This is a genomic window from Microbispora sp. CA-135349 (assembly GCF_050947365.1).
Lineage (GTDB): Bacteria > Actinomycetota > Actinomycetes > Streptosporangiales > Streptosporangiaceae > Microbispora.
On record NZ_CP192001.1, the window covers coordinates 2,738,285 to 2,764,870 of the forward strand.

General features: G+C 68.5%; 26 protein-coding genes. 19 read left to right on the forward strand and 7 right to left on the reverse strand.

Annotation, left to right across the window (positions count from 1 at the left end; all coding sequences use genetic code 11):
• Positions 1–13: 13 nt before the first annotated feature.
• The 15 genes from ACQPZZ_RS12950 to ACQPZZ_RS13020 all read left to right on the forward strand — a co-directional run bounded on the left by ACQPZZ_RS12950 (position 14) and on the right by ACQPZZ_RS13020 (position 13,871).
• Positions 14–895 carry a diiron oxygenase gene (locus tag ACQPZZ_RS12950; RefSeq protein WP_363646173.1) on the forward strand — a complete coding sequence of 294 codons (882 nt, stop codon included), beginning with the start codon at positions 14–16 and terminating at the stop codon, positions 893–895.
• The gene (locus tag ACQPZZ_RS12955) at positions 892–1,137 is read left to right on the forward strand and encodes an acyl carrier protein (protein WP_363646172.1); all 246 of its coding nucleotides are present in this window, start codon (positions 892–894) and stop codon (positions 1,135–1,137) included. The genes ACQPZZ_RS12950 and ACQPZZ_RS12955 overlap by 4 nt, the downstream gene beginning before the upstream one ends.
• Positions 1,134–1,961, forward strand: coding sequence for an aminoacyl--tRNA ligase-related protein (locus ACQPZZ_RS12960; RefSeq protein WP_363646171.1), 828 nt, complete (start codon positions 1,134–1,136; stop codon positions 1,959–1,961). The genes ACQPZZ_RS12955 and ACQPZZ_RS12960 overlap by 4 nt, the downstream gene beginning before the upstream one ends.
• Complete coding sequence (locus tag ACQPZZ_RS12965) at positions 1,961–2,944, forward strand: NAD(P)H-dependent flavin oxidoreductase (RefSeq protein WP_432931886.1); 984 nt, start codon at positions 1,961–1,963, stop codon at positions 2,942–2,944. Before ACQPZZ_RS12960 ends, ACQPZZ_RS12965 begins: the two co-directional genes overlap by 1 nt.
• Before the next feature lie 5 nt (positions 2,945–2,949).
• Positions 2,950–3,822, forward strand: coding sequence for an alpha/beta fold hydrolase (locus ACQPZZ_RS12970; protein WP_432931888.1), 873 nt, complete (start codon positions 2,950–2,952; stop codon positions 3,820–3,822).
• Positions 3,815–4,069, forward strand: coding sequence for a phosphopantetheine-binding protein (locus ACQPZZ_RS12975; RefSeq protein WP_363646168.1), 255 nt, complete (start codon positions 3,815–3,817; stop codon positions 4,067–4,069). The genes ACQPZZ_RS12970 and ACQPZZ_RS12975 overlap by 8 nt, the downstream gene beginning before the upstream one ends.
• Positions 4,070–4,079: 10 nt before the next feature.
• Complete coding sequence (locus ACQPZZ_RS12980; RefSeq protein ID WP_432931890.1) at positions 4,080–4,646, forward strand: 4'-phosphopantetheinyl transferase superfamily protein; 567 nt, start codon at positions 4,080–4,082, stop codon at positions 4,644–4,646.
• Between the two features lie 76 nt (positions 4,647–4,722).
• Positions 4,723–4,983 (forward strand): acyl carrier protein, encoded by a 261-nt coding sequence (locus tag ACQPZZ_RS12985; protein ID WP_432931892.1) that lies wholly within the window; start codon positions 4,723–4,725, stop codon positions 4,981–4,983.
• On the forward strand, positions 4,980–7,706 hold the full coding sequence (locus tag ACQPZZ_RS12990; protein ID WP_432931894.1) for an aminotransferase class III-fold pyridoxal phosphate-dependent enzyme: 2,727 nt from the start codon (positions 4,980–4,982) through the stop codon (positions 7,704–7,706). The genes ACQPZZ_RS12985 and ACQPZZ_RS12990 overlap by 4 nt, the downstream gene beginning before the upstream one ends.
• Positions 7,703–9,466, forward strand: coding sequence for a fatty acyl-AMP ligase (locus tag ACQPZZ_RS12995; protein ID WP_432931896.1), 1,764 nt, complete (start codon positions 7,703–7,705; stop codon positions 9,464–9,466). Before ACQPZZ_RS12990 ends, ACQPZZ_RS12995 begins: the two co-directional genes overlap by 4 nt.
• A 97-nt stretch (positions 9,467–9,563) precedes the next feature.
• Positions 9,564–9,791 carry an MbtH family protein gene (locus ACQPZZ_RS13000; protein WP_432931898.1) on the forward strand — a complete coding sequence of 76 codons (228 nt, stop codon included), beginning with the start codon at positions 9,564–9,566 and terminating at the stop codon, positions 9,789–9,791.
• On the forward strand, positions 9,788–9,940 hold the full coding sequence (locus ACQPZZ_RS13005; protein ID WP_432931900.1) for a hypothetical protein: 153 nt from the start codon (positions 9,788–9,790) through the stop codon (positions 9,938–9,940). The genes ACQPZZ_RS13000 and ACQPZZ_RS13005 overlap by 4 nt, the downstream gene beginning before the upstream one ends.
• A gap of 5 nt (positions 9,941–9,945) precedes the next feature.
• Positions 9,946–11,304, forward strand: coding sequence for a cation:proton antiporter domain-containing protein (locus tag ACQPZZ_RS13010; RefSeq protein ID WP_432934366.1), 1,359 nt, complete (start codon positions 9,946–9,948; stop codon positions 11,302–11,304).
• A gap of 150 nt (positions 11,305–11,454) precedes the next feature.
• Positions 11,455–11,955: a winged helix-turn-helix domain-containing protein gene (locus tag ACQPZZ_RS13015; RefSeq protein WP_363646161.1), complete on the forward strand. Its 501-nt coding sequence runs from the start codon at positions 11,455–11,457 to the stop codon at positions 11,953–11,955.
• Between the two features lie 134 nt (positions 11,956–12,089).
• The gene (locus ACQPZZ_RS13020; protein WP_432931902.1) at positions 12,090–13,871 is read left to right on the forward strand and encodes a non-ribosomal peptide synthetase; all 1,782 of its coding nucleotides are present in this window, start codon (positions 12,090–12,092) and stop codon (positions 13,869–13,871) included.
• A 137-nt stretch (positions 13,872–14,008) separates the two neighbouring features.
• On the opposite strand, the gene ACQPZZ_RS13025 is transcribed toward ACQPZZ_RS13020, so the two are convergent.
• From ACQPZZ_RS13025 to ACQPZZ_RS13055, 7 genes are all read right to left on the reverse strand, one after another.
• Entirely contained in the window at positions 14,009–15,220 is a 1,212-nt protein-coding gene (locus ACQPZZ_RS13025; protein ID WP_432931904.1) for a cytochrome P450, read from the reverse strand.
• Positions 15,221–15,311: 91 nt separating this feature from the next.
• A complete protein-coding gene (locus ACQPZZ_RS13030; RefSeq protein ID WP_432931906.1) occupies positions 15,312–16,010 on the reverse strand; it encodes a winged helix-turn-helix transcriptional regulator in 699 nt (232 codons plus the stop codon).
• A gap of 61 nt (positions 16,011–16,071) precedes the next feature.
• Positions 16,072–16,572: a flavin reductase family protein gene (locus ACQPZZ_RS13035; RefSeq protein WP_363646157.1), complete on the reverse strand. Its 501-nt coding sequence runs from the start codon at positions 16,570–16,572 to the stop codon at positions 16,072–16,074.
• A gap of 97 nt (positions 16,573–16,669) precedes the next feature.
• Positions 16,670–18,241: a tryptophan halogenase family protein gene (locus ACQPZZ_RS13040; protein ID WP_432931909.1), complete on the reverse strand. Its 1,572-nt coding sequence runs from the start codon at positions 18,239–18,241 to the stop codon at positions 16,670–16,672.
• A 112-nt stretch (positions 18,242–18,353) separates the two neighbouring features.
• Positions 18,354–19,604, reverse strand: a complete 1,251-nt coding sequence (locus ACQPZZ_RS13045; protein WP_432931911.1) for a pyridoxal phosphate-dependent aminotransferase — start codon at positions 19,602–19,604, stop codon at positions 18,354–18,356.
• A gap of 52 nt (positions 19,605–19,656) precedes the next feature.
• A complete protein-coding gene (locus tag ACQPZZ_RS13050; RefSeq protein ID WP_432931913.1) occupies positions 19,657–20,403 on the reverse strand; it encodes an SDR family NAD(P)-dependent oxidoreductase in 747 nt (248 codons plus the stop codon).
• A complete protein-coding gene (locus tag ACQPZZ_RS13055) occupies positions 20,400–21,134 on the reverse strand; it encodes a thioesterase II family protein (protein WP_432934368.1) in 735 nt (244 codons plus the stop codon). Before ACQPZZ_RS13055 ends, ACQPZZ_RS13050 begins: the two co-directional genes overlap by 4 nt.
• A 152-nt stretch (positions 21,135–21,286) precedes the next feature.
• On the opposite strand from ACQPZZ_RS13055, the gene ACQPZZ_RS13060 reads away from it, so the two are divergent.
• The 4 genes from ACQPZZ_RS13060 to ACQPZZ_RS13075 all read left to right on the forward strand — a co-directional run bounded on the left by ACQPZZ_RS13060 (position 21,287) and on the right by ACQPZZ_RS13075 (position 26,413).
• The gene (locus ACQPZZ_RS13060) at positions 21,287–22,909 is read left to right on the forward strand and encodes a (2,3-dihydroxybenzoyl)adenylate synthase (RefSeq protein ID WP_432931915.1); all 1,623 of its coding nucleotides are present in this window, start codon (positions 21,287–21,289) and stop codon (positions 22,907–22,909) included.
• 97 nt (positions 22,910–23,006) lie between these two features.
• On the forward strand, positions 23,007–23,729 hold the full coding sequence (locus tag ACQPZZ_RS13065) for a tryptophan 2,3-dioxygenase family protein (protein ID WP_432931917.1): 723 nt from the start codon (positions 23,007–23,009) through the stop codon (positions 23,727–23,729).
• Between the two features lie 100 nt (positions 23,730–23,829).
• Positions 23,830–25,437, forward strand: a complete 1,608-nt coding sequence (locus tag ACQPZZ_RS13070) for a tryptophan halogenase family protein (RefSeq protein WP_432934370.1) — start codon at positions 23,830–23,832, stop codon at positions 25,435–25,437.
• A 112-nt stretch (positions 25,438–25,549) separates the two neighbouring features.
• Positions 25,550–26,413 (forward strand): alpha/beta hydrolase, encoded by an 864-nt coding sequence (locus tag ACQPZZ_RS13075; protein WP_432931918.1) that lies wholly within the window; start codon positions 25,550–25,552, stop codon positions 26,411–26,413.
• Positions 26,414–26,586: the final 173 nt, after the last annotated feature.

Below are 26,586 nucleotides of genomic sequence, written 5' to 3' on the forward strand. Positions count from 1 at the left end.
AAGATGAGTGAAAATGGCGGTACGTGACATCGAACCGATCCTGCTGGAGCTGGATCGGCTGGAGCAGATGGCCGAGTCCGGCTATTACAACCCGTACACGATGTTCGACTGGCCCGACGCGATCGAGCCCGACAAGCCGTGGATGAGCGAAAACCTGACCACGCTGGCGGGCACGCCGATGTGGGACGAGCTGACTCGCGAGCAGCAGATCGCGCTGACCAAATACGAGGCGATCAACTTCTTCAGCCTCAACATCCACGGCATCCGCGAGCTGATGAGCGAAGTCGTGATGCGCATCCACGAGCGGACCTACGCGAACGTCTCGGAGTTCCTGCACCACTTCATCGGTGAGGAAAACGAGCACATGTGGTTCTTCGCGCAGTTCTGCCTGCGTTACGGCGGCAAGCTGTATCCCGCGCAGCCGACGCTGAAGGCCGATTCGGTGGACCATCTCTCGCCGGTGGCCCGCGAGATGATCGTGTTCGCGCGCATCCTGATCTTCGAGGAGATCGTCGACCACTACAACGCGTACATGGCGACCGATCAGACGCTGCCGCACATCGCCCGCGAGATCAACCGGGTGCACCACCAGGACGAGAGCAGGCATGTCGCCTTCGGCCGCATGATCTTCACCAACCTGCTCGGCCAGGTGGCCAAGCGCGACCCGGCCGAGGTGCCGCTGGTCGCCGAGTACCTCGAGAACTACCTGCAGTACAGCATCGGCACCCTCTACAACCCCGCCGCCTACCGCGACGCCGGCATCCCCGACGCGCTGGCGCTGCGGCGCCGTGCGCTGGAGCACCCCGCCCGCATCGAGGCGCACGACCGGATTCTGAAGCGGACCAGGTCGTTCCTGACCAAGGCCGGCGTGGGCAGGGATGTGATCAAGCGATGACCGAGCCGATGCAGGCGGTACGCGCGTTCATCCTCGGCCGCAACCCCAAGCTCGGCGAGGTGCCGGACGACCTGGACCTGATCGACAGCCGGGCGATCAACTCGCTCGCCTTCGTCGAGTTCATCTTCCTGCTGGAGGAGCTGACCGGCGAGCCGATCGATCCGGAAGAGCTCGACCTGGACGACTTCCGCACCCTCGCCGCGATCCAAGCGCGGTTCTTCAAGCAGAAGGCATCACTATGACCACGGCAACCGACAACGGGTTGAGCGTCCTCGACGGCAGCCAGCTGCGTCTGCTGCGGGCGATCGACGGGGTGTTCCTGCGCCTGGCCGACGGCTGGGACGTTCCCGAGTTCCGGTACCCGCACCTGATCCGGTGCCGGGACCTCGACACCTTCGATTACTACGACAACTTCCCGCATCTGGGTCTCGCCGCCACCCGGCTCGATCCGCAGCGCCTCGGGACGCTGCTGTCCGAGTCGCCCCGGCCGGTGGACCGGATGCCGGCCGAGGTGATGGAGCCCACCGCGTTCGCGCTGCCGTCCGCGGCGTGCTACGCGATCTATCTGGATCTCGCCGGGTCGACGCTGCCCGCCGACGGGACGATGCGGACCACGGTCGCCACGTGCTTCCGCAACGAGGACCACTACGAGGGACTGCAGCGCCTGCTGGGCTTCACCATGCGGGAGATCGTCTGCATCGGGCCCGAAGACCGTGCCAAACAGCACCTGCTCCGCGCCAAGGACGCCGTGAAGGCCCTGTGCGCCGAACTCGGGCTGGATGTCCACCTCGACGTCGCCACCGATCCGTTCTTCGACAAGAACAGCAGCAAGGCGAAGATGCAGCGGCTGTTCCCGGTGAAGGAGGAGTTCGTCGTCAACGGCTTGGCGATCGGCTCGGTCAACTACCACCGGAACTTCTTCGGCGAGCGGTGCTCCATCCAGGCCGGCGACGACACGGCGCACACCTCCTGTCTCGCCTTCGGCCTGGAGCGGTGGGTGCACACGCTGACGGAGCGGTTCGGCAGCGCCGCCGCCGCGCTGTCCGCGGTCGAGAGTCTGGGCTGATGCGTTCCACGGTGGCAGCCGCGCTCGGCGTCGAGGTGAGCCTGCTGCAGTCGGGCATGGGCGGTGTCGCGGGTCCGGAGCTGGCGTGCGCGGTGTCCAACGCCGGCGCGGCCGGCTGTCTCGGCGGCTACAAACTGGCCGGCGACGCGCTGTCGGCCGCGCTCCGCCGGTTGACCGAGGGGACCGACCGTCCCGTCGGCGTGAACCTGATCCCGGAGGTGGTCGGGCCCGAGGAGCTCGACCGGCAGATAGCGCAGGTGCTCGACGAGACGCCGCCGTACGTGTACCTGTCGCTGTTCGGGATGCCCGGCGACGAGGTGTTCGACCGGATCGCCGCGGCGGGCCGTCGCCTCGTGGTTCAGATCGGCACCGTGGCCGATGGTGTCCACGCGGCCGAACGGGGCGCCGTGGTGGTGGCGCAGGGCATCGAGGCGGGCGGCCATCTCCTCGGCGACTCGGGCCGTGACGAGCTGGTCGGAGCGCTGCGCGAGCGCCTGCCCGACGCCTGCATCGCCGCCGCCGGCGGGATCGGATCGCCCGGCGACGCGGCCCGGGCGCTCGCCGCCGGAGCCGACGGGGTGCTGCTCGGCACCGCCTTCGTCGTCGCACACGAGTCGCGGGCCCACCCGTACTTCAAGGCGGCGGTGACCGCCGCCGCCGGGGCCGACACGGTGATCTCCGACGTCTACGAGATCGGGTGGCCGGGGCGACGGCACCGCGTGCTCGCGACGGACGTCACCAGAGACCCCAAGCAGGCCAAGAACTTCATCGGCCGGACGACGGTGGAAGGGAAGACGTATCTGGTGCCGAGGTTCAGCGCCGCGGTGCCGACCGATGCGACCAGCGGCCGGATCGAGGAGATGGCCATGTACTGCGGCCTGTCCTGCGGTGCCGTCTCCACCGAGATCTCGGCGGCCGACGTCGTCGCGGAATTCGCCCGCGTCCTTTCGGGCGCCGAAGTTGCCACACCAGGGAAAGGATAGAACCAATGCCGAACTACGAGGCCTTGCATCGGCTTGAGCTGGACTACCACGAGGACACGCCGCGCATTCCCACCAGGGACGGCGCCGAGCTCTACTACGAATCCCGTGGCGAGGGCACCGCGATCACGCTCCTCAACAACTTCTTCATGAGCGCCCCCTCGTGGCGGGTCTTCAGCGAGGAACTCGCCCGTAACTACCGCGTCGTGAGCTACGACATGTGCAACCACGGCGCCTCCTCGCACCACGACGAGGAGCCCACCTGGGAGGAGCACGCGGCCGACGTGATCGGGCTCCTCGACGCGCTGGAGATCGAGTCGACCTACCTGGTCGGTACGTCGATTTCCACCGCGCTCGCCAGGGACGTGGCGCTGCGCTACCCGGACCGCGTCAGGGGACTGGTGCTGGCGGGCCCGGTCCTCGGTCCCCGCGGCATGCGGCGCCACAGGCAGATCCAGCGGGCATGGCTGAAGACGCTGGAGGACCACGGCATGGCGGGCCTGTTCGGCCACCTCTACCCCGAGGTCATCAGCATGGAGATGAACGAGGCCTTCGGTTCCCCGGGCTTCCTGGGCCTGCGCGAGAGCTTCCTGGCGATCACCACCGCCGAGGACCTTCGCAACGGGCTCAATCTCGCCCTGCAGGGTGACACCAGCCCCGAGCTGCTGGCCCACATCCAGGCGCCGACGCTGGTCGTCCTCGGCGACGACGACAACCTGCTGAGCCCGACGGGCGGCCAGGAGCTCGCCGCGCTGTTCCCGAACGGCCGCTGCGAGATCGTGCCGAAGGCCGGCCACGTGCCCTTCTTCGACGAGCCCGAGTACTTCCAGGAGCTCATCCACAAGTTCGTCCAGGAATCGGAATCGGCGGCCCATGCCTGATACGGCGGCCGAGGCACGGCAGCGTATCCGTACCCTGCTGGTCGAGCTGCTGGGCAACGACCGTTTCGTCAGCAGGGTGTCGGACACCGAGTCGCTTCGCAGGGCGGGGCTGTCCTCCCATGCGCTCGTCGGTCTGCTGGTGGCGATGGAGGACGCGTTCGGCTTCGAATGGCGGGACGACGTCGAGCCGGAGGCGCTGCGCTCGATCGACTCGCTGGCGGGGTACGTCGCGGCGCTGCGCAACTGAGGGACACAGGGTGGCTCTCGGGCTGGAACTTCCCCCCGCGGTCGCGGAGGGAGCGTGGATCGAATGGCGTCCGGTGCGGCCGCCGTACGGACCGCACCAGCAGTCCGCGGCCGGCCGCCAGGCGGCGGCGGCGGCGCTGGCGGCGGCCGGTTCCGCCGACCGGATCGTGTCCCGCGACCCCGGCGGCAGGCCGCGCTTCCCGCCGGAGTTCGCCGGTTCGATCTCCCACACGGACCGCCTCGCGGTCGCGGCGGTGGTCCCCGGCGCCGAGGCGGTCGGCATCGACATCGAGAACGCGACCATCAGTCCGCGCGTGACCGAGTTCGTCCTGCGTGAGCGGGAGCGGCGCGTGCTGCTCCCGCCGGTCACGCGGCACACCCCGCGTGAGCTGTTCTCCGCCAAGGAAGCGGCTTTCAAGGCAATGAACGGAATCGGCACGCTGGGCGAGTTTCTGTTCTGGCAGATCGAGCTCAGTCAGTCCGACGGCACGTTGATCGCGTCATACGGCGGCGAACGCATTCCGGTGTGGGTTCGCTCAGAGGCGGGCCTTTCGCTCGCCTTGGCGATACGGCGGTGAGCCGCGCGGTCCGCCGTGTCGCTGTGAGTTCGCATTCGCCCAGGCCCGAACGGCCCGAACGGGGGAAAGGAACGCAATGGACCGCGATATTTTCAAGGTCGTCGACGAGCTGTTCTGCCGCCGACTACAGGTACCCGAACTCGATCCCGACGCCCCGCTCGTGGACTACGGCCTCGACTCCGTCCGTGCCATCGAGTTGGTCGTCGAGATGGAGTCCCTGTTCGACGTCCATATCTCCGACGAGCAGGCGGCCTCCATGCTGACGCTGCGCGACGCCGTCGCGCAGATCACCGCGTCGTTGGCGGTGCCGGTGGGACCGGAAAGCGGTGACTCATGAACGCCGTCTCTGATTTCACCCGATACACCCGGCCGGAGCTCGGCAGGATCTTCCGCGCGCTGAACCTGGATGTGACCTATCGAGCCGGTCAGGGCGACCACCTGACCAGGGAGTCGCCGGCCGGGGCGGGCCACCCCGAGACCGGGGACCAGGTGCTGGACCTGGTCGGCGGCGCGGGTTCGTCGCTGTTCGGGCACAACCACCCGGCGCTGCTTGAGGTGGCGCGGCGGTGCCTCGACGAGCAGATCCCCTTCAACGCGCAGGCCAGCGTCCGCTCCGGCGCGGCCGAGCTGGCGCAACGGCTGTCGGCGATGGTCGGGGCCACGACCGGTTCGAGCTACGTGGTCACCCTTGGAAGTACCGGCGCGGACGCGGTGGAGGCCGCGGTGAAGCACGCGACGGTCGAGCACAGACGGCGGCTGGCCGCACTGCAGGAGGATGTCGAGCTGTCCCTCCGGCGGGTACGCCGGGACGGCATCGCGGACGTTCCCTGCGCCGGCGGGCCCGCGGCCGGCCGCACGTGCGCGGAACTGCTGGGCGAGGCTCTCGACCTGATCGCCGAGATGCGGCGCACGGATCCCCTCTTCGTCTCGCTGCGCAACGCCTTCCACGGCAAGACGACCAGCGCCGGCACGCTGACGCACGGTGCCAACGTGCCCGAGGACCTGCACGTGCCGGGCCCGCGGCAGGTGCGTCTGCACGACTGGACGCCGCAGGAGGTGGTGCACGCGCTCGACTGCGAACGCGTCCCGATCTACTCGGTCACTGTCGACGCCGCGGGAGTGCCGCGCTCCGCCGTTCGCTACCTCTCGCCGGTGGCCGCCTGTTTCGTCGAACCCATCCAGGGAGAGGCCGGGGTGCACGAGGTGCCGGCCGAGACCCTCGCCGCGCTGCGTGAGCTGGCCGACCGGCACGAGGCGGCACTGGTGTTCGACGAGATCCAGTGCGGCATGGGACGTACCGGCACCTTCCTCGCCTCGGAGAACTCCGGTGTGGTCGCGGACTACTACCTGTTCTCGAAGTCCCTCGGAGGCGGGCTGGCCAAGATCTCGGCGCTGCTGGTCGCCGAGAATCGGTACGTGGCGGAGTTCGGCCGCCACCACACCTCCACCTTCGCCGATGACGACTTCTCGTCCCGGATCGCGACGGCCGCGCTGGACCTCTACCTCACCTATCGCAACCGCATCATCGAGGTGGGCACGCTGCTGCGCACCAGACTCGCGGAGACGGCCGCACGGTGGCCGGACGCCATCGTCGAGGTGCGAGGACGCGGACTGCTCCTGGGCATCGAGTTCGCCCTGCCGCAGCCCGAGTCGAGCCTGCTGCGCGAGGTGTTCGACTCCGAGTCGCTCGGCTACCTGATCGCGGGCCGGTTGCTGCACGCCCACCAGATCAGGGTCATGCCCACCCTGTCCGCTCCCACGACCGTCCGTATCCAGCCGTCCGCGCTGCTCGAGCCGGCGGACGTGGACCGCATCGCCGCCGCGTTCGAGGACGTCGCCGGGCTGCTGTCCAAGGGTGACTACGCGACGCTGCTGAACCACCTGACCGTACCGGCGGTCAGCGCGTGGCGGCCTCGGCAGCATGTCCCGCTGCCCCGCCGCGATCGCCCGGTGCACGGCGTGAGACGCGCGGACGTCCCCCGCGTCGCGTTCCTCGCCAACATCGACGTCCCGTCGAAGGTGTCGTCCTTCGCGCCGGAGCTGGCGCAATGGTCGGACGAACAGTGCGCGGCGGCGCTCGACCGGATGTGGGGTGAGCTGGAGCCCTTCGAGGTCGCCCGGCAGCGGATCACCTCCGACGGGGGAGAGGTCGAGCTCATCATGGTGGCGGCGCCCTTCACCGCCGCCCAGGCCGTCGCCGCGCTGCGGTCGGGCCATGGGGCGTGGCTGCGCCGGACGGTGCTCGACGCGGTCGACCTGGGGGTCTCGCTCGGCGCCGGGACCATCGGCCTCGGGGGTCACACCTCGATCGTCACCAGCGCCGCGAGAGACGTCGTCGAGGATGACGTGAAGGTGACGTCGGGCAACTCGCTGACCGCCGCCTGCGCCTACGATCTCCTACGGCTCCAGCTGGCCGTGTCCGACGCCGGCGAACGCCGCGTCGGCCTCGTCGGCGGCATCGGCAACATCGGCGCGGTGATGGCCGAACTCATCGCCCCGCACTGCGACTCGCTGGTGCTGGTCGGCCGGCCCGGCTCGGCGCGGCGGCTCAAGACGGTCGCCGACCGGCTCGGCCATCTGGCGGACGTGTCGATAGCCGAAGACCTCGAGGTGCTCCGGGACTGCCCGATCGTGGTCAGTGCCACCAACGCGGCCGATCCGGTGATCCTGCCGAATCACCTCGCCGGTGACCGGAAGGTCCTCGTCTGCGACCTCGCGGTCCCCGGTGACGTGCACCCGGCGGTGGAGAGCCTGCCGAACGTCACCCTGGTGTCCGGCGGCCGGATCCAGCTTCCCGGCGGGCAGACGCCCCTTTTCCCCGGGATCTCGCTGCCGCCGGGAATCGTGTACTCCTGCATGGCCGAAACGATCCTGCTCGGCCTCGAGCCCGGGACGCCGAGCCCGTCCTATGGCGGCCTCACCGTGGCAGGCGTGCTCGCCGCGAGGGATCTGGCCGTCCGCCACGGGTTCCACCCCGCCCGCATCGTCTCCGACGACGTCTCGGTACGACCGTGGATCGTCGATCGATCGACCGACATCATCGAGGAGCACATCGGATGACCGAACTTCGCCCGCGTTTCCCGAGTCTTCTGCACGCGTTGCTGGCCCAGGCGGAACGCGGCTCCGAGGGGCTGGGGGTGACGCTTCTACCGGAACCGGGCAAAGAGGAGACTCTGCGGTACGACGCCGTCCTCGAGGCCGCGGCACGCTGCGCGGCGGCCCTCGCGGAGCAGGGTGTCGGCCAGGGCGACCGGGTGGTGCTGTGCCTGCCCACGGGCCCGCAGTTCATCACCGCCTTCTTCGGGGCTCAGCTGCTCGGAGCCGCGCCGACGGCGATCGCCGTACCCCTCCGTTTCGGAGGGGCCGCGGGGTTCGAGAGCCAGATGCGCAATCTCGCGGCCTACCTGCGGCCCGCCGCGGTCGTCACCACGTCGGCGGTGATCGACGCGCTCTCCGATTTCTCGGGCGCCGGGCTGGTCGACGGTGACGCGTTGTACGCGCGCGCCACCACGAGCGACGCGCCGGCGCACCCCATTCGCCTGCCGGACGGCGACGACCTGGCGATGATCCAGTGCACGTCCGGTTCGACGGGCACCCCCAAGGGGGTCATGGTCTCGCACGCCAACCTGGCCGCCAACTGCGAGCAGATCATCCGCGCCCTCGACTGGACGCAGGAGGACACCACGGTCAGCTGGCTCCCGCTCTACCACGACATGGGGCTGATCACGGGACTCCTGTGCCCGGTCTACAGCGGCGGGCGGGCGGTGCTGATGCCGACCACCCGGTTCCTCCGCGCGCCGGTCGAGTGGCTACGGCACCTGAGCACCTACCGCGGCACCGTGGCGGCGGCGCCGAACTTCGCCTACGGCTACTGCACCGCCCGGGTACGCGACGAGGATCTCGAGGGCGTGGATCTGTCGTCCTGGCGGCTGGCGCTCTGCGGCGCGGAACCCATCCACCCCGCCACCGTGCAGCGGTTCGTCGACCGCTTCGTGCAATGGGGGCTGCCCGCCACCGCGTTCCTGCCCGGATACGGCATGGCCGAGGCCGCGCTCGCCATCACCTCGACGCGGCCGGAGGACCCGCTGCTGTTCGACACCATCGACCGGGAGATCGCCGCCACCGACGGCCTGGCGGTCGACGTCGACCCGCACACCCCCGGCGCGCTGCAGATCGTCGACTGCGGTACGCCGGTCGCCGGCACGGAGGTGCGCGTCGTCGACGGCGACGGCAAGCCCCTGGACGAGAACCGGATCGGGCACGTCCAGTTCCGTGGACCGTCACGCACGACCGGATACTTCGATCTCCCGGAGGTCACCGCCGCGTCGATGGACGCGCCGGACTGGTGGAAGACCGGCGACCTCGGCTATCTGCGGAACGGCAGCCTGCGGATCACCGGGCGGGCCAAGGATGTGATCATCATCCGCGGCGCCAACTACTTCCCGTCCGATTTCGAGCAGGCCGCGGAGACCGTGCCCGGCGTGCGCCTCAGCGCCGTCGTCGCGGTCGGGTATCGCCCCGACGGAGGCGACTCCGAGGAGCTCCACCTGATCGTGGAGACGGAGCTGGAGGGAGAGCAGCACGAAGCGCTGCGCCGGTCCGTCTACGCCGCCGTCAGCTCCCGCACCGGTGTCGCTCCCGCCGCGGTCCACCTGGTGCCGAAGCGGAGCATCCCCAAGACGACCAGCGGGAAGCTGCAGCGGTCGAAGGCGCGCAAGCTGTTCGTCGAGGGGTGGTCGCCGTCCGGGGCCGACGTCCGGGCGGCGCAGCGTCCCGGTGAACCCCAGCGTCCCGGTGAACCCCAGCCCCAACTCTCGTAGCGTCGCGCGGCCCGCATCCGACGCGGATGTGGGCCGTCCGCTGCTGTCCATTCTCGGAACGTTCGGAAAAGTCTCTGCTCGCTGAGGAGTCGCACGCATGTCCGACCCATTCGAGGACGATGGCCGGGACTATCTGGCACTGATCAACGAGGAGGAGCAGTACTCGCTCTGGCCACAGGACATCGGCGTTCCGGCCGGCTGGCGGGTCGTGTACGGCCCGGCGGCCCGCGACGAGGTCCTCGGCCACATCGACAGGTCGTGGACGGACATGCGGCCGAAGAGCCTGCGGGACGCCATGTCCGCGAACGGCGGCGGGCCGGCGTGAGCATCGGTAGTGAGCCGCCGTATCGGGTGGCGATCCCCGGCGGCGGGACGAGTGCCTCATGGATGGGGGCCGCCTCCGCCGCCCGGGCCGATGCCACCGTGGCCGACGCCACCACGGTGTCGCTGAGGCGCTCGGGAGTGCTGCCGTGATCACCATGTCGCACCGGGCCCGGACGGCGATCGGGGTGAGCGCGGGGCTCGCGGTGGTCGTGGGAACGGTGCCCCTGTGGACCGCGTCCGAAGCGCGCACCGTCGATTCCCTCACCCACTTCTTCATCGCGGTCGCGGTGATCCTGGTGACCTGCCAGGCGCTCGCCGCGCTGGCCCGCAGGCTCCACCAGCCGCCGGTGTTCGGCGAGATGGTGGGAGGGCTGCTGCTGGGCCCGTCCCTGCTCGGCGCGGTGTGGCCGGAGGGAGGCGCGTTCCTGTTCCAGCCCTCGGTGATCGAGGGGCTGGACAAAGTGGCGCAGCTCGGTCTCGTCGTCTTCGTCTTCCTGCTGGGCTGCGAGCTGCGCACCGATCGGATCGAGCGCAAGGGCATGGTCGCCGCCGTGGTGGTCGGCGGCATGGCCCTTCCGTTCGCGGCGGGCATGGGAATCGTGCTCGCCAGCGGCGATCTGCTGGCCGGCACGAGTGCGACGCCGACGGAGACGATGCTGTTCGTCGGGCTGGCGATGGCGGTGACGGCGCTGCCCGTGCTGGCGAGGATCCTGGCCGACTTGAAACTGGAGAAGACGAGCGTCGGCGCGTTGTCGATGTCCGCCGCCGCGATCGGCGACGGTGTCGCCTGGCTGACGCTGGCGTTCCTGCTCGCGGGGCAGGGCGGGACCAGCCAAGGACTGCGGGTTCTGCTGCTCGCGGCGGCACTGGTGCTCGTCACCGCTCTGTGCGTGCGTCCTCTCCTGGCGATGCTGGTGAGCAGGCTGGGGTCCAGCCAGTCGCTGACGGTGGTGCTGATCGCCGGAGCGATCGGCTACGCCGTGCTCACCCAGTCCGTCCAGCTGCACGCGGTCGTCGGCGCCTTCCTGTTCGGCGTCGCGGTCCCGCGTGACTCGCTGGCCGTGGAGCGCGTCGGCCAGCAGCTGGAGGGCTTCACCCTCACCATCCTGCTGCCCCTGTTCTTCGCCGGCGTCGGCCTGAAGATCTCGGTGGGGCTGCTGGGTACGGACCCGCTCGTCTGGCTGGTGCTGGTGGCGGCGCTCGTGGCGGCCGTGGTGGGCAAGGTGGCCGGCGCGGGCGGAGCCGTCCGGCTGGCCGGAATGCCGCCGAGAGACGCGTTGCGACTCGGATTCCTGATGAACTGCCGCGGGGTGACCGAGCTGGTGGTGCTGACCATCGGATATCAGGCTCACCTGATCAACCAGTTGGCCTACACCATCCTGGTCCTCGTCGCGGTGATCACAACCGCGACCACCGGCCCTTTGGTGCGCTGGTCGCTGAAACACACCCGGGGCGACGACGGCGGCGTCCGGGCGCCCAGGACCGGGAGCCGCGCCGGCACCGCCAGGACGTAGGGGTCACGAGGACGGCAGGAGACGTATCACTGCGAACGGATGGATTTATGAAGGGATTTGTGACAGACGACGGCAGGGGAGCGAGATAGATTCCCGCCGGCTGCCGTGAGACGCCTATTTCTCGATCTCGCCGGAGCAAAGGGATTACCTGTGAAGGTAGATGTAAAGAATCGCGTCAAATTCGTCCGCTGGCCCGCGGAGAGCGACATCCGCGAGGAATGCAAGGCCCTGCAGCATCTGTGTCTTCTGATAGTCGAGCACGGCGCGCCTCCGCCGGAGCAGGTGAGCCTCTATGAAGACTGGGTGCGTCCTCCCATCGTCCCCGAGGATCTCCAGGCCCGGGTCCGTCAGCTGGCCAACCGGGCGGTCCTCAATGAGAAGCCCGTGTTGGACCCGGCGGGGATCCTCTATTTCAGGGACGCGTCCGTCACACTCTCCATGACGCAGTGCGAAATCCTGGCACCGCTGATCTCCCGCTACTGCCAGCTGGTCTACCGAACCGAGTTGCGGGAGATTCTCGAGCGCTCCGGCGCCAGCTCGTCCAGTAACGCGATCGACCTGCACGTCATGCGGTTACGGCGGCGTCTGCAACTCGTCGGGCTCGCGGTGCGGAACGTCTGGGGACGCGGTTTCGTCGTCGAACCCATCTAGGTCGTGTCCCGGCGACGCCGGCGGCCGATCGCGCCGGTACGAAAGACAAGGGAAAGAATGTCGCGGGCCCTTATGTCCGCGAATTACATTCTGCATCGATCACGCGGTTATTTTGAGTCGGAGGCGGGGCGGCGTTGAATACGGTATCGGAATTCTTCGAAGCCAGGGTTGCCGAGTCGGGTGAGGCTCCGTCGGTCATTTTCGGCGAGACCGTCGTCAGCTACTCGGAGTTGAACGCGAGGGCGAACAGACTGGCCAGGCGGCTGATCGCGGCCGGTGTGGGGCCGGACGCGCTGGTCGCCGTGGCGGTGCCGCGATCGATCGAGCTCATCGTCGCGGTGCTCGCCGTGCTCAAGGCGGGCGGTGCGTACCTGCCGCTGGACCCGGCCTATCCGGCCGAGCGGCTGACGCACATGGCCGAGGACGCGCGGCCGGTCCTGCTGCTGCGGACGAAAAGCGTCGCCTCGCTCCGCCTGGACGTGCCCGAGATGGTGCTCGACGACCCGTCCTTCGTGGCCACGTACGAGCGGGAACGCGGCGAGAACGTCTCCGCAGGCGAACGCCTGGCGCCGTTGACGCCCGCGCACCTGATGTACGTCATCTACACCTCCGGCTCGACCGGCGTCCCCAAGGGCGTCGCGGTGAGCCACGCCGGCGTGGCGGACCTGGTCGCGACCCAGGTGAGGCTGTACGGGACCGGTCCCGGCGACCGCGTGCTGCAGTGGGCGTCCTTCAGTTTCGACGCGTGGTTCTGGGACTTCACGCTGGCGCTGCTGAACGGCGCGGCACTCGTGATGGCCGAGCAGGACGCGCTGTTGCCGGGGGAGTCGCTGCGCGAGACCCTGCTGAAGCACGACGTCAACCACGCGGTCCTGCCGCCCGTGGCGCTGGGGATCACCGAGAGCGAGGGACTGCTGCCCGGCGGCACGATCACCTCCACCGGCGACGTCTGCACCAGGTCCCTGGCCGAGGAGTGGTCCAAGGGCAGGCGCCTCTACAACGCCTACGGACCCACCGAGGTGACCGTGGGCGCGTCGATCGGCGGGCCGATCGAGGGCGTCCAGGAGGAGGTGACCATCGGGACGCCGTGGGACGGCGGCGCGGTGTACGTGCTCGACGAACGCCTGCGCGACCTCCGCGACGGCCGGGAGGGCGAACTGTACCTGGCGGGATCCGGAGTGGCCCGCGGCTACCTGAACCGTCCCGGCCTGACCGCGGCGCGGTTCGTCGCCGATCCGTACGGCCCTCCCGGGAGCAGGATGTACCGATCGGGCGACCGCGGCAGGCGCGCGGCCGACGGCGAGCTCTACTTCACCGGGCGAGCCGACAATCAGGTGAAGGTGCGTGGTTTCCGCGTCGAGCTGGGCGAGGTGGAGGCGCGGCTGGAAAGTCACCCCGCGGTGGAGATCGCCGTCGCGGTCGTCGGCGGTGAGGACGTCTCCACTCAGCACATCGTCGCCTACGTGCAGACATCGGCACGTCACGTCGTCGACGAGGCGCAGTTGCGCGAGCACGCCCGCCGCACGCTTCCCGAGCACATGGTCCCGTCGGCCGTCGTCGTGCTCGAACAGATCCCGACGCTGCCGAACGGGAAGATCGATCGTAAGGCGCTCGCCGAGCGGGCATCGCGCAGCTCGGCCGACACGCCCGCGGTGCCGGCGCCCGTCGCCGACGGCGCGGACGGCGCGAAGTCCTACGAGCAAATACTGTGCGGCATGGTGATGGAGACGCTGAAGGTCAGCGAAGTCACTCCACAGGACAATTTCTTCGATCTGGGCGGCCACTCGGTGCTCGCCGCGAAACTGGCCAGCCGGATGCGCAAGGAGCTCGGCGTGGTCGTGCCGATGCGGTCGTTGTTCGCGGCCGAGACCCTGGCCGAGCTGGCACAGCTCATGGAGCAGGCCGAGAAGGTCTGAGCCCGGCGGACCTCGCACCCCCGACTCCCCGCGGCGGGTGCGTGTGAAGGGTCACGGGCGTAGGCGCCGCACCGGATCGCGGAGTCCGTGCGGCACGGCCTACGCCCGTGACCTCAGGGGGCACCGGGCGGCTCGCGTCAGCGGCCCTCGAAGTGAACCGGCAGGCTGTCGTAGCCGACGACGAAGTTCGAGTAGATGGGGCGGGGTGTCCCGCGCAGCTCCATCCGCGCGACGCCGGCCACCAGAGCGCTCAGCAGCGCCTGCAGCTCCGCCCGCGCGAGGAAGGCGCCCAGGCAGTAGTGCGGGCCGCGGCCGAACGCCAGGTGCTTGTTGGGGGAGCGGGACAGGATGAACTTCCGTGGTTCGGCGAAGACGGTCTCGTCGTTGTTGGCGGAGATGTTCCACAAGGTGACGATGTCGCCGCCGCGCACCGTGGTTCCGTGCAGTTCGATGTCCTCAGTCGCGGTACGAGCCAGGTGGGTCCCCGGCGTCGCCCAGCGGAGAACCTCCTCCACCGCCGCCTCGAAGGAGACCTCGCCGTTCCGCAGGGCGTGCCATTGATCGGGGTTGTCGATCAGAGCCAGCACCGCGCAGATCGCCGATACCCGGGAGGTCTCGTCACCGCCGAGAATGAGGCTGTAGCAATTGACGGCGAGCTCCTCGACGGTGAGCGGACGGCCTTCGACCTCCGCGGTCGCGAGCATGCTGATGACGTCGCCGCGAGGATTGCTCCGCCGTTCCTGCGCCAGGTCCATGAAATAGAGAACTATCTCGTTGCGGGCGCTGAGGGCGTCGAGCTCACTGCTGCCGGCGTGGTCGGACGACAGCGCCATCTTGTTCCACCGCAACAGGTCGCCGCGGTCCGCCTGCGGGATGGACAGCAGGTCGCAGATCGTGTTCATCGGAATCTTCTCGGCGACCTCGGCGGCGAAATCGAACGTGTCCCGGCCGACGACCGCGGACACCAGTTCGGTGGTGCGCTGCCGGATCTTCTCGACGACCTCGCCGAGGACCCGTGGGGTGAACGCGCTCCACATGACGCCCCGCAGGTGCCGATGACGCGGGTTGTCGGTCACCGCCAGCATGCTCCCGCCGGCGGAGTCGTCGCCGTGCAGGACGACGTCGAGGACGTTTCCCCGGGCGGAGCTCAGGGCCTCGTGGTGGAACAGCGACTGGACGTCGGAGTATCGCGACACCACCCAGAATCCGGGTTTCCGGCCGACGGGCTCGTGCCAGTAGACGGGACGTTCCGCGCGCACTGCCCGGAAAAACTCGTGGACGTCGTTCTCAACGAATGTGGCCGGGTCGGTGAGATCCAGGGAACGGACATCGAGAGCGGGCTGACTCATTTTTCCATGGTTACAGGCGAGTCCACGCGCATCGCCAACTCTTACCTGTTCCTTTCCGCCGTTCCGCCGTGGTGGGCCCGGCGGCCGCGCGTCACCGCTGCCCCGGAATATCCGGATATCGGGCGATGATCATCTCGCTGGCCTTGGGGCCGCGGGCGAAGACGTGATCGGCCGTGTCGATCCGCCGGCCGGTCAGCCGGTCCACCACGACCGGATCCACCGCCACGCCCGTCTCCTTGTCGACCAGGACGAGACTGCGGTCCTCCGGGGGCAGCCGATGGTTTCCCCACGCCGCCATCACCAGAATGAGCGGCCGCAGGGAACGGCCGAGATCGGTGAGCCGGTAGGTCCGATCCTCGGGATCCGCGGCGCCGACCTCGGTCTCGAGAAGGCCCTTCGCCATCAGCTGGGCGATTCGATCCAGCAGCACGTCGGCGGGCGTCCCCAGGTTGCGGTGGATCGCCTCGAAGCGGGTGTGGCCGTTGAAGACCTCGTGCAGGATCTCCAGAGTCCACCAGTGGCCAACGGTCTCGACCGTGCGGGCCAGCGGGCAGTCCGGGATCCGCGCCTTCGGGCCGGCCGGCCGCGCGGGTTCCGCACGCTTACCGTCCTCGACGTTCAACAGATCGCCGCTCATCGTCAGCTCCAATCGGCGTTCGGAATCGTCTGATGTCAAGCCTGTGGCGTCGCCGCCCCGGGAGAAAGGCAACAGAAAGAAATCGGCAAGACCTGGACGCGCGACGCGCACGGCCTTTTCCCCCAAGGGAAATGCCTCGGTGGCGGACACCACCGAGGCATTCCACTGACGAGGCGACCGGGCCGGTGAATCTCACGTTCCGGCCCTGGGCCGCCTACTTCCGCACATCCTCGTTCTCGGTCTCACGGCTGCCGGAGTCGGCCCCCAGAGACCAGTAGCGGCGCATCCCGTACAGCAGCGGGGCCGGTGGCTGGATCGCGGGCGTCGCCACGCAGACCACCTCCCCGAAGACCACGATGTGGTCACCGACCGGCATCGTGTCGCTGACCTGGCACTGCGCGATCGTATGGGCGTCTTCGACCAGGAGCGGTATCGCGGACTCCGGTTCCCGCACCCATTCGACCTTCTCGAACCGGTCCGCTTCGCCGGAGGCGAACAGTTTCGCCACCGCTTCGGCCCGATCGTGCAGGAGGTTGACGGCGAACGCCGACCGCTGGAGCAGGGCCGCCAGCGTCGGACTCTCCGCGCGCAGGCACACCAGCAGTGTCGGCGGGCGCAGCGAGACGCTGCAGATCGATGAGCAGGTCATCCCCCACGGCTCGCCGTCCGGCGCCGCGGTGGTCACGATCGCGACCCCGGCCGGATACGTCGTCATGAGGGAACGGAACTGCGCCGGGTCGACCGGCGTTCGCGGGACTGTGGCGGTTACGGGTTCCGGCATGGGCTCCTACCTCCTCGCTGGGCCGCACAGGTCATGACGAACGCGTCCCTCGCAGGGCGTGGAGGTGCGCCAGGTACTCGTAGTGGCTGGGAAGCCGTTCGACCAGTGATTTGGCCTCGTCCCGGATGAGCCGCAGCTCCTTGTTCGCGGCGACGTCGTCCATCATCGCCAGGCCGGCCTGCGGGCGCACCTGCAGACCGCCGAGGCCCAGGATCATCGCGATGTAGGAATAGGACTCGAACCCGTGGTAGTGGGGGAAGATCGTGTTTTCGTCGGGGAGCTTCACCTGCCACTGCTCGATGCGCTCGGCCAGGGCGTCCGGAACCCTGTGGGTCTTGGCGTCCCGCCAGTAGTCGTTGTCGTTGCGCCTGGCGCCGACGTAGTGCAGCACGAGGAACTCGCGCACGCCGTCCATGACGTTGGCCACTTGCCGGTTGTAGGACTTGCGCAGCATGTCGTCGTCCTGGCCGCCGGGCCAATGCTTCACCAGCTGCTCGATCGCGTTCTGGATGAAGAAGATTCCCGTCGACTCGAGCGGCTCGACGAAGCCGCTGGACAGGCCGATCGCCACGCAGTTGTTCACCCAGGAGTTCTCGGTGCGGCCGACCCGCATCTTGATGTGGTTGGCCGCCAGGTCGTCCGCTTCGGGCCCCACGAACTCGCGGAGCGTGCGCTCGGCCTCCTCCGGGGTGCAGTAGTCGCTGGCGTAGACGTAACCGGTGCCGATCCGGCCGAACAGCGGGATCGTCCAGATCCAGCCCGCGTCCTGCGCGGTCGCCTTGGTGTACGGGCCGAACTCGTGATTGGCCATGTCCAGCGGCACCCGCAGCGCGACCGCGCTGTTGTTCGGCAGAGTGTCCTGGTAGGACAGGAAAGGCACGCCGAGCCTCTGGTTGATCAGCAGCCCGCGGAAGCCCGTGCAGTCGATGTAGAGATCGCCGGACAGGTCGCCGCTTTCCTTCGTGCGCACGTGCGTGATGTGACCGCGCTCGTCCACTCCGGCCTCGACCACATCGTCCAGCACGTGCCGGACACCGCGATCGGTGCCGTACCGGGTGAGGAACTTGGCGAGCAGCACCGTGTCGAACTGGTACGCGTAGGGGAACTGCGTGGTCTGCTCGGCCATCGTGGAGCGGATCGACGTCTCGTCCTCCTGGTCGAGGAAGCCCTGCTCGAACAGGTTCCCCTCAAGGGATCTCGGCGCGCGCCCGGCCTCGCAGAGCGCGGCGATCACGGAGCAGTCCCTGTCGTAGTCCTCGCTCGGGCGCTTGTACAGCCACCAGTCGGCGAGGGACACGCCCTCCACCACCCGTGCGCGCTCGAAAGGATGGTAGAAGTAGTGCCCCTTGGCCCGCCAGTTCTCGTAGCGGATCCCCAGTTTGTAGGTGGCGTGACAGTCCACCATCCAGTCGGTCTCGTCGAGACCGAGATAAGCGAAGAAGTGGCGGATCGTGCTGAAGGTAGCCTCGCCGACACCGATCGTGGGCACATTCTTGGACTCGACGAGTGTGACTGAGATCCGGTCGCCGAACGCCGCCTTCAGATAGGACGCGGTCATCCAGCCCGCGGTCCCACCTCCGACGATGACCACACTCTTGACCATTGCTCCCTCACTTCTGTCGGAGTGACCCGACTTCAACGATTCCGGCCGTTCGCCATCCCCGCCATGCGGGGGAAAAGATCTGGAAAGGAACCCGCGCGCCGTCGTCTTCGGCTCACCCGGCTGAATCGAGCCCGCCGCCGCATTCGTCGACGAACTCCAGGAGCCGCTGCACCCCGGTCTCGAGCCATGCCGGATCCACGCAGAACGCGATACGGATCAGATGCCGTGCCCAGGGCGCATAGTCGTGGGAACGGATACGGCCCCGATCGTCGACGTCGGGACGCATGGCGAACCCGTTTCCCGCCACGACCGCGACACCCGTGCGCTCCAGCAGCCGCATCGCGAACGTCTCGGCGTCGAGCCCGGTGCGGCCCACGTCCAGCATCGCGTACCACCCGCCGGCGGGCAGCTCGTGCAGCAGACCGGCCCGCACCAACGGCGGCAGCGCCACGTCCCGGTTGCGCTGCACCAGCTTGCGGTTGGTCGCCGCCGCTTCCGACCGGCTGTCCACCGCGGCGATCCCCGCGTACTGCACCGGCGTGGACGTGCCGATGATGTTGGCCTCCTGCACGACCTTCATGACGTCGGCGGCCCGGTCGTTGGCCAGCGCGACGTAGCCCAGCCGGTAACCGGTCATCGCGAAGCTCTTGGAGAAGGTGAAGACGCTGTGCACGATACGGTCGTCGACCGGCACGTCGCGTTCGAACGAGGCGACCGAGACGTGCTCGCTCTCGTAGCAGAAATGCTCGTAGGCCTCATCGCTGATGACCTGCCAGCCCCGCCGGCGGGCCAGGTCCAGCAGGGCCGTGATCTCGTCGGCGTTCAGGACGACCCCGGTCGGGTTCGCCGGCGAGTTGATCAGCAGCACCCGGGTGCGCGGCGTGGCGACGGCCTCGATCATCTCGGGGTCGGGCCGGAAATCGGCCCTGAGCGGGTACAGCACCGGCGTGAAACCCGCCAGCAGACTCTGCTGCAGATGGACCGGCCAGTGCAGTTCCGGCAGAAGGATCTCGGCGCCGGGCTCGGCGAGGGACTGCAACAGGGAGGCCAGGCCCTGACACGAACCCGGTGAGATCAGCACCCGCGACACCGCGCTGTCCACCCCGTTGTCCACGCGGAGTTTCTCCACCAGCGCCTCGCGCAGCGCGGGCAGGCCCTCCACGCCGGTGTACTTGGTGTCGCCGCGCCGCACGGCGTCGATGAACGCCTCGGCGACGTTGTCGGCCGGATTGAAATACGGGTCGCCGACGTGCAGCTTCACCACGTCGACGCCGTCTTTCGCGATCGCCTCCGCCGCGTGGAAAATGCGCAGCAGACACGACGATGGAATGCTTCCGGCGACGGACAACAGTTCTGCGCTCACGCTCTTACCGCCCTCTTCCTCAGTGAACCGTTCTTCAGACCCACGTGATTCGTCATGCCGTGCGGCCACCGTCGACGGGGATCAGCGCACCGGTCATCCAGGCCGACACCTCCGGATCGAGCAGCACGCACACCCATCGGCCGATCTCAGACTCGTCGCCGAACCGGCCCATCGGAGTCGACGAGAGCAGATCGGCGCGCAGCCGCCGGGTGCCCGCCTCGTCCAGACCGGTCTCGTTCCACATCGGCGTCTCCACCGGGCCCGGCATGATGGCGTTCACCCGTACGTCCGGTGCGAGTTCCCTGGCCAGCGAACGAGTGAGGCTGTTGAGCGCCGCCTTGGTCGCACCGTAGAAGGCACGTCCCGGCATGGACAGCGCCCCGCCGACCGACGAGATGTTGACCACGCTGCCGCGGTTGGCCCGCAGTTGCGGCAGCGCGCATCGGATCAGTTCGGCCGGCGCGCGGACGTTGACGGCGAACATCGCGTCGAACAGCGCGGGGTCGATCGATTCGAGCCGCCCGAACCGGGCCAGGCCGGCGTTGTTGACCACCGCGTCGAGCCTGCCGAAGCTCTCGGTCGCGGCGGCGACGATCTGCTCGGCGGCGCCGGGAGCACAGATGTCCGTGGCCACGACCGTGACGGCCGGCCCGTAGCGGTCCGCGAGGTCGCGCAGGGGTTCCTCGCGGCGCCCGACGATCGTCACGTTGGCGCCCGACTTCAGCACGCATTCCGTGATCCCGCGGCCGATTCCGGTGGCCGCGCCGGTGATCACGACCGACTTTCCGGTAAGAGTCATCGCAGCACTTCGCTTTCCGCGAGAGTCGAGACGACGTCGGCGATCAGCTCGTCCGGGTCCGCGAGAGACTGGAAGTGTCCGCCCGGCCAGGTCCGCACGCTGAACCGGCCGGTGCTCACCGCGGCCCACGCCCCGAACTCCGCACCGTTCACCAGCGGATCCTCGGTGTTGTAGTAACCGCGCACCTGGCAGGTCAGCGGCTCGGTGTGCGGCGCCGGCCGGTAGGTCTCGCTGAGCGCGATGTACGACCGGAGAACCGGGAGCAGCAGCTCCCGAAGCTCGGGATCATCCGCGACGTCCGGCGCGATTCCGCCCAGATCCCGCAGGGCGGACCACAGTTCCTCGTCGCCGACCCGATGGTTGAGCTCGCCGTGGGCCTGCCACGGCGCGGGCGTGCCGGAAACGAAGAGGCAATGCACAGGTTGTCCGAGGTCCCGCAGCACTTTGGCGGTCTCGTAGGCGACCAGTGCGCCCAAGCTGTGCCCGAACAAGGCGCAGCGAGCCGGACCCAGCTGCGACAGTTCCGCGGCGACGGCCGATGCCATCTCGGTGATACTGCTCGCGGGTGCCTCGACGATCCGGTCGGCCTGACCCGGATACTGCACGGCGAGCAACTCGGTGTCCTCGGGCATCGCCGGCGACCAGGCGCGATAGGCCGCCGCCGTACCACCGGAATATGGGAAGCAGACCAACCGATCAGCCGGGCACTCCACGCTGTTGAGGGCCCGCATCCAACTTCGGCCACGTGTTCGTACTCGGTTCACGCCACCGAGCGTCACCGAAACTCGGCCTACTCACGCAAAACTTTCAAAGCTCTGTCGGGGCTCGGTGCGGCTGCGGGGCTCTTGCCCGAATCTGATGGCGTCGCAACCAAGGAGGACACATGCTGGACGGGTTCGTGCCGTGGCCACCCGACCTCGCCGATCGCTACCGCCGTGCCGGCTACTGGAAAGGTATATCTCTCGGGCAGCTTCTCGCCGACAGCGCAGGGCGCCACCCCGACAAGGTCGCCGCGGTGGACGTGACACGCCGGATCCGCTACGCGGAGCTGGTCGAGGAGGCGGGCCGGATCGCGTCGGGCCTGCTCGACCTCGGTATCGGCCCCCGCGACCGGGTGGTGGTGCACCTGCCCAACGTGATCGAATTCCTTTCCACCACCTTCGCCCTGTTCAGCATCGGCGCGATCCCGGTGATGGCGCTGCCCGGTCATCGCCGTGACGAGATCCTCCACCTTGCGCGCTCTTCGGATGCCGTGGCCTACGTCGGCCCGGCCCGGTTCCAGGGGTTCGACTATCGGAAGCTCGCCCGCGAGGTCCGCCGCGACGCGCCCAATCTGCGGCACGTCGTGATCGCGGGCGAGGCGGAGGAGTTCACGCCGCTGTCCGAGATCGCCCGATCCGGCGTACGGGAACTGCCGCCGGTCGACGCGTCCGAAGTGGCGCTGCTGCTGCTGTCCGGCGGAACCACCGGTACGCCCAAGCTGATTCCCCGGACCCATGACGACTACGCGTACAACATCCTCGAGTGCGCCCGCGTGGTCGCTTTCGACGACAGCGGCGTCTACCTCGCCGCGAATCCCGTGCCGCACAACGCCGCACTGGGCTGCCCCGGAGTGCTGGGCGCGCTGCTCGTCGGCGGCAAGGCCGTGCTGGCCGCCAATCCCAGCCCCGACCACGTGTTCCCGCTGATCGAGCGGGAGGGCGTCACACTCACGACGCTGGTGCCCGCGCTGGCCCTGCTGTGGGCGGAGGCGGCGCAGATCACCCCGGTCGACATGAGCCGCGTGATCATACAGGTGGGCAGCTCGAAGGTCGGGCCCGCCGCGGCGGCCCGGGTCACCGAGAGCCTGGGGTGCCGCCTCGCGAACGTGTACGGCATCGGCGAGGGACTGATCACCCATACGAGGCTGGACGATCCCCCGGAGATCGTCTTCACCACCGAGGGCAGGCCCCTGTCGCCGGACGACGAGATCAGGATCGTCGACGAGGACGACAAGGACGTCCCCCTCGGCGAGACCGGCGAGCTCCTCACCCGCGGCCCGTACACGATCCGGGGCTATTTCGCCGCGCCGGACCACAATCGTCGCTCGTTCACCCCGGACGGTTTCTACCGCAGCGGCGACCTGGCGCGGATGACCGAGGACGGCAACGTCGTCATCGAGGGCCGGCTGAAGGACATCATCCACCACCTGGGGGAGAAGGTCTCGGCCGAGGAGGTGGAAGGCCACGTGCTGACCCACCCGCTGGTCCGGGACGCCGCGGTGGTCGGCATCCCCGACGACGAGCTCGACGAGCGTCTGTGCGTGTTCGTCGTCCTCAGCGCCGACGCGGACGCCGCGGCGGCGCCGCTCTCGCTGCGCGCGATCAGAGAGCACATCCGCGACCGCGGCCTGGCGTCGTACAAGCTGCCGGACGAGCTCGTCGTCGTCCCCGACCTTCCCCGCACTCCGGTGGGCAAGATCGACAAAAAGTCCCTGCGCGAGGGCAAGCTGCCGCAGTTTCAGTGAGCGCACTGATTCCCGCCGAACCGTCGTGGGTGGCACCAGGCTCCGATTCGGCGTTGTCGATTGTCCGGCGTGAGGGATGTGAGGGGAAGTTCACGGGATGATTGATGCGGCAGAGACCAAAAACTTTCCGGCGTACGGGGAGATTCTCCGGCTGGACGAACTCCTCGCCATCGCCTGCGTGCGCGACGAGGCCGACCGCACGCTGTTCTTCGCGGCACACCAGGCGTGTGAGATCTGGTTCGCGGTCGTTCTCCGTCATCTGGACGCCGCGCGTGAGGCGATGCTCCGGGAGCAGGGGGCCGCGGCGGCCGAGCATCTCGAGCGGCTGCCGCACATCATGCGGGTGATCACCGTCCATTTTGACGTTCTTGCCACGTTGACTCCCCAGTCATTCGACGAGATCCGGGCGACGCTCGGGACGTCGAGCGGATTCCAGTCCGCCCAGTACCGCGAAATAGAGTTCGCTTGCGGGGCCAAAGACGCGCGGTTCCTCAACATCACCGGGCTGTCCGAGGGCGAGCGGGCCAGGTTGCTCGAGCGCCTCGAACAGCCGTCCTTGTCCAGCGTCTTCGCGGAGTATCGCGACCGGGCCCGTGCCGGTGCGGACGGAGCCCCCGTGGACTCGTCGCCGGCCGAGCGGATACACGACGCGCTGGCGGGCTTCGACAAGTCGGTGCGTTCGTGGCGGGAGCGGCACGCCGCGCTGGCGGAGCAGTTCCTCGGCGCCGCGCAGGGCACGGCCGGGTCGTCGGGTGCCGCGTATCTGTGGCGATCGGCCGAGCGGACCTTGTTTCCCGAGCTTTTTCCGAATCACGAGTGAGGCGCCGGCGAGCGCACGGCGCGCAGTGCGAACGGCCTGATCCGACATGGGCTACCCGAATTCCGTCAAGTGAATTACTGGTCCAAAGGAGAACGCAGTGATGACTGTCAACGGCGCCGCAGGCAATAAAGCGGGTGATCCAGGAAAGACGAAGCGAGTCGTCATCGTCGGCGGTGGCACGGCCGGCTGGATGACGGCGTCGTACCTGATGGCCGCCTTCGGCGAGCGGATCGACGTGACGGTCGTGGAGTCGGCTCAGATCAGCACCATCGGGGTCGGTGAGGCGACGTTCAGCGACATCCGGCATTTCTTCGAATATCTGCGGCTGGCCGAGTCCGACTGGATGCCGGCCTGCAACGCCACGTACAAGCTTGCCGTCCGGTTCGAGAACTGGCGAGAGCCGGGCCACTACTTCTATCACCCGTTCGAGAAGATGGGATCGGTCGACGGGTTTCCGCTCAGCGACTGGTGGCTGCGCAATCCGACGACGAGCCGCTTCGACAAGGACTGCTTCGTGATGGCGTCGGTGATCGACGCCCAGCGCTCCCCCCGGTACCTCGACGGAACGTTGCTCGATCAGGGGTTCGTCGAGAGGGAGCATGACGAGACCACGCCGCGGTCGACGATCGCGGAGTACCAGGGAGCCCAGATCCCGTATGCCTACCACTTCGAGGCGCACCTGCTGGCGAAGTTCCTGACGGGATACGCCACCCAGCGCGGCGTCCGCCACATCCTCGACAACGTCGTGGACGTCGCCCTCGACGAGCACGGCTGGATCTCGCACGTGCGGACCGCCGAGCACGGCGACCTCGAGGGCGACCTGTTCGTCGACTGCACGGGTTTCCGCGGACTGCTGCTGAACAAGGCGCTCGGCGAGCCGTTCGTGTCCTACCAGGACACGCTGCCCAACAACAGTGCGGTCGCCCTGCAGGTGCCGCTGGACATGGATCGTGAGCCGCTGCGGCCGTGCACCACGGCGACGGCTCAGAACGCGGGCTGGATCTGGACGATTCCGCTGATCAGCCGCATCGGCACCGGATACGTCTACTCCAGTGACTACATCACGCCCGACGAGGCGGAGCGCACGCTGCGCGAGTTCGTCGGCCCCGCGGCGGCGGACGTCCCGGCCAACCACATCCGGATGCGCATCGGCCGCAGCCGCCGTTCGTGGGTGAACAACTGCGTCGCGGTCGGTCTGGCGAGCGGTTTCGTCGAGCCGCTGGAGTCGACCGGCATCTTCTTCATCCACCACGCCATCGAGCAGATCGTCAAATACTTCCCCTCCGGCCGCGGGGACGACGTGCAGCGGGAGCTGTACAACCGTTCGGTGGCGAACGTCATGGACGGCGTCCGCGAGTTCCTCTGTCTCCACTATGTCGGCGCGAAGCGCTCGGACACGCAGTACTGGAAGGACACCAAGACACGCACGATCCCCGACGCGCTGGCCGAGCGCATCGAGATCTGGAAGCACAAGGTGCCCGACTCGGAGACGATCTTCCCGCACTACCACGGGCTTCCCCCGTACTCGTACAACTGTGTTCTGCTGGGCACCGGCGCGATAACGCCCCGCTATTCCCCGGCGCTCGACATGGCCGATGAAAGGGCGGCGCTGGCCGAGTTCCAGCGCATTCGCGTGAAGGCGGAAAAGCTCGTTCAGGAGCTTCCCACGCAGAACGAGTACTTCGCCCACATGCGCGCCAACGCCTAGGGGTCCCGACCCGGGATCACGCCGCGCGTGCCGGGAGTCCGGCTTTCCCATGTCCCGGGCTCCCGGCATACAACGAAGACTTCGAACAGGTCACGCGGAAAGCGATGTCGCGATGTATCTCTCCTACGACCGACGATCCCTGGACATCCAGTATTCGCCGAGTTCGTGCGTCGCGGACATCGACGTCTATCTGAGGGATTACGCGGCGCGTAGCGCGGCGGCGAGGCGACTTCCGGACGCGCGACTCGGGGTGCGCTACGGCCCCCGGCCCGAGCAACTGGCCGACTTCTATCCGGCGGGCCGGGCGGGCGCCCCGATGCTGGTGTTCGTCCACGGCGGATACTGGCAGGAGATGAGCCGGCACGAGTCGGCTTTCATGGCGCCCGACCTGGTCGCGCGGGGAATCTCCGTCGCGGTGCTCGGCTATGGTCTGGCGCCGGCGTACGAACTGCCGGAGATCATCGCCATGGTCGCGGACGGGATCCGGTGGATATGCCGGAGCGCCGATCGGCTGCCCGGCGCTCCCGGGCCGATCGTCGTGAGCGGCCATTCCGCGGGCGCGCATCTCGTCGCCATGTCGCTGCTGGACGAATCCGGCTGGGAGCGGTGCGGCGCGCGGCCGTCCGAGGCGGTCGCCGGCGCGATACTGGTGAGCGGTGTCTACGACCTCGAACCGGTCCGCGAAACATATGTGAACGAAGCGCTGGGGCTGGACGCCGGCACCGCCCGTGCGTGCAGCCCCCTCCACAATTTACGGGCCGCCCTGCCGCCACTGGTCGTCGCGCGCGGGGAAAACGAGACCGACGAGTTCGGCAGGCAGCAGACGGAGTTCGTGACCGCCGTCCGTGCTCTCGGCGGCCAGGTGACGGATTTCGTCGTGCCGATTCGCAACCATTTCGATCTGCCTTACGACCTGGGCGACCCGGAAACGCTGCTGGGCGATTCCCTGGTTCGGTTGACCGGCCGCTCGCGATAGCGGCCGGCGGCCTCGGCGCCCCGGTCCGGCGATATCGGGATGTGCGTTCCTCAGGTGGCCGTCTGCATTATTCACATACTCTTTGGCCGGGCCAATCTTGTATTGTCGGTGCGGGACCCGGCTGTTAGAGTCGGGATCGGCACCGCGTGGCGCTGATGTCCAGTTTCTTGGAA

What these genes read in the sequence shown, in the direction of transcription:
- ACQPZZ_RS13065 (WP_432931917.1), top strand. Translation starts at nt 23,007, where the DNA reads ATGATTGATGCGGCAGAGACCAAAAACTTTCCGGCGTACGGGGAGATT.
- ACQPZZ_RS12960 (WP_363646171.1), top strand. Translation starts at nt 1,134, where the DNA reads ATGACCACGGCAACCGACAACGGGTTGAGCGTCCTCGACGGCAGCCAG.
- ACQPZZ_RS12990 (WP_432931894.1), top strand. Translation starts at nt 4,980, where the DNA reads ATGAACGCCGTCTCTGATTTCACCCGATACACCCGGCCGGAGCTCGGC.
- ACQPZZ_RS13000 (WP_432931898.1), top strand. Translation starts at nt 9,564, where the DNA reads ATGTCCGACCCATTCGAGGACGATGGCCGGGACTATCTGGCACTGATC.
- ACQPZZ_RS13025 (WP_432931904.1), bottom strand. Translation starts at nt 15,220, where the DNA reads ATGAGTCAGCCCGCTCTCGATGTCCGTTCCCTGGATCTCACCGACCCG.
- ACQPZZ_RS12985 (WP_432931892.1), top strand. Translation starts at nt 4,723, where the DNA reads ATGGACCGCGATATTTTCAAGGTCGTCGACGAGCTGTTCTGCCGCCGA.
- ACQPZZ_RS13060 (WP_432931915.1), top strand. Translation starts at nt 21,287, where the DNA reads ATGCTGGACGGGTTCGTGCCGTGGCCACCCGACCTCGCCGATCGCTAC.
- ACQPZZ_RS12965 (WP_432931886.1), top strand. Translation starts at nt 1,961, where the DNA reads ATGCGTTCCACGGTGGCAGCCGCGCTCGGCGTCGAGGTGAGCCTGCTG.
- ACQPZZ_RS13040 (WP_432931909.1), bottom strand. Translation starts at nt 18,241, where the DNA reads ATGGTCAAGAGTGTGGTCATCGTCGGAGGTGGGACCGCGGGCTGGATG.
- ACQPZZ_RS12995 (WP_432931896.1), top strand. Translation starts at nt 7,703, where the DNA reads ATGACCGAACTTCGCCCGCGTTTCCCGAGTCTTCTGCACGCGTTGCTG.
- ACQPZZ_RS13070 (WP_432934370.1), top strand. Translation starts at nt 23,830, where the DNA reads ATGACTGTCAACGGCGCCGCAGGCAATAAAGCGGGTGATCCAGGAAAG.
- ACQPZZ_RS12970 (WP_432931888.1), top strand. Translation starts at nt 2,950, where the DNA reads ATGCCGAACTACGAGGCCTTGCATCGGCTTGAGCTGGACTACCACGAG.
- ACQPZZ_RS12950 (WP_363646173.1), top strand. Translation starts at nt 14, where the DNA reads ATGGCGGTACGTGACATCGAACCGATCCTGCTGGAGCTGGATCGGCTG.
- ACQPZZ_RS13010 (WP_432934366.1), top strand. Translation starts at nt 9,946, where the DNA reads ATGTCGCACCGGGCCCGGACGGCGATCGGGGTGAGCGCGGGGCTCGCG.
- ACQPZZ_RS13050 (WP_432931913.1), bottom strand. Translation starts at nt 20,403, where the DNA reads ATGACTCTTACCGGAAAGTCGGTCGTGATCACCGGCGCGGCCACCGGA.
- ACQPZZ_RS13035 (WP_363646157.1), bottom strand. Translation starts at nt 16,572, where the DNA reads ATGACGACGTATCCGGCCGGGGTCGCGATCGTGACCACCGCGGCGCCG.
- ACQPZZ_RS12975 (WP_363646168.1), top strand. Translation starts at nt 3,815, where the DNA reads ATGCCTGATACGGCGGCCGAGGCACGGCAGCGTATCCGTACCCTGCTG.
- ACQPZZ_RS13075 (WP_432931918.1), top strand. Translation starts at nt 25,550, where the DNA reads ATGTATCTCTCCTACGACCGACGATCCCTGGACATCCAGTATTCGCCG.
- ACQPZZ_RS13055 (WP_432934368.1), bottom strand. Translation starts at nt 21,134, where the DNA reads ATGCGGGCCCTCAACAGCGTGGAGTGCCCGGCTGATCGGTTGGTCTGC.
- ACQPZZ_RS12955 (WP_363646172.1), top strand. Translation starts at nt 892, where the DNA reads ATGACCGAGCCGATGCAGGCGGTACGCGCGTTCATCCTCGGCCGCAAC.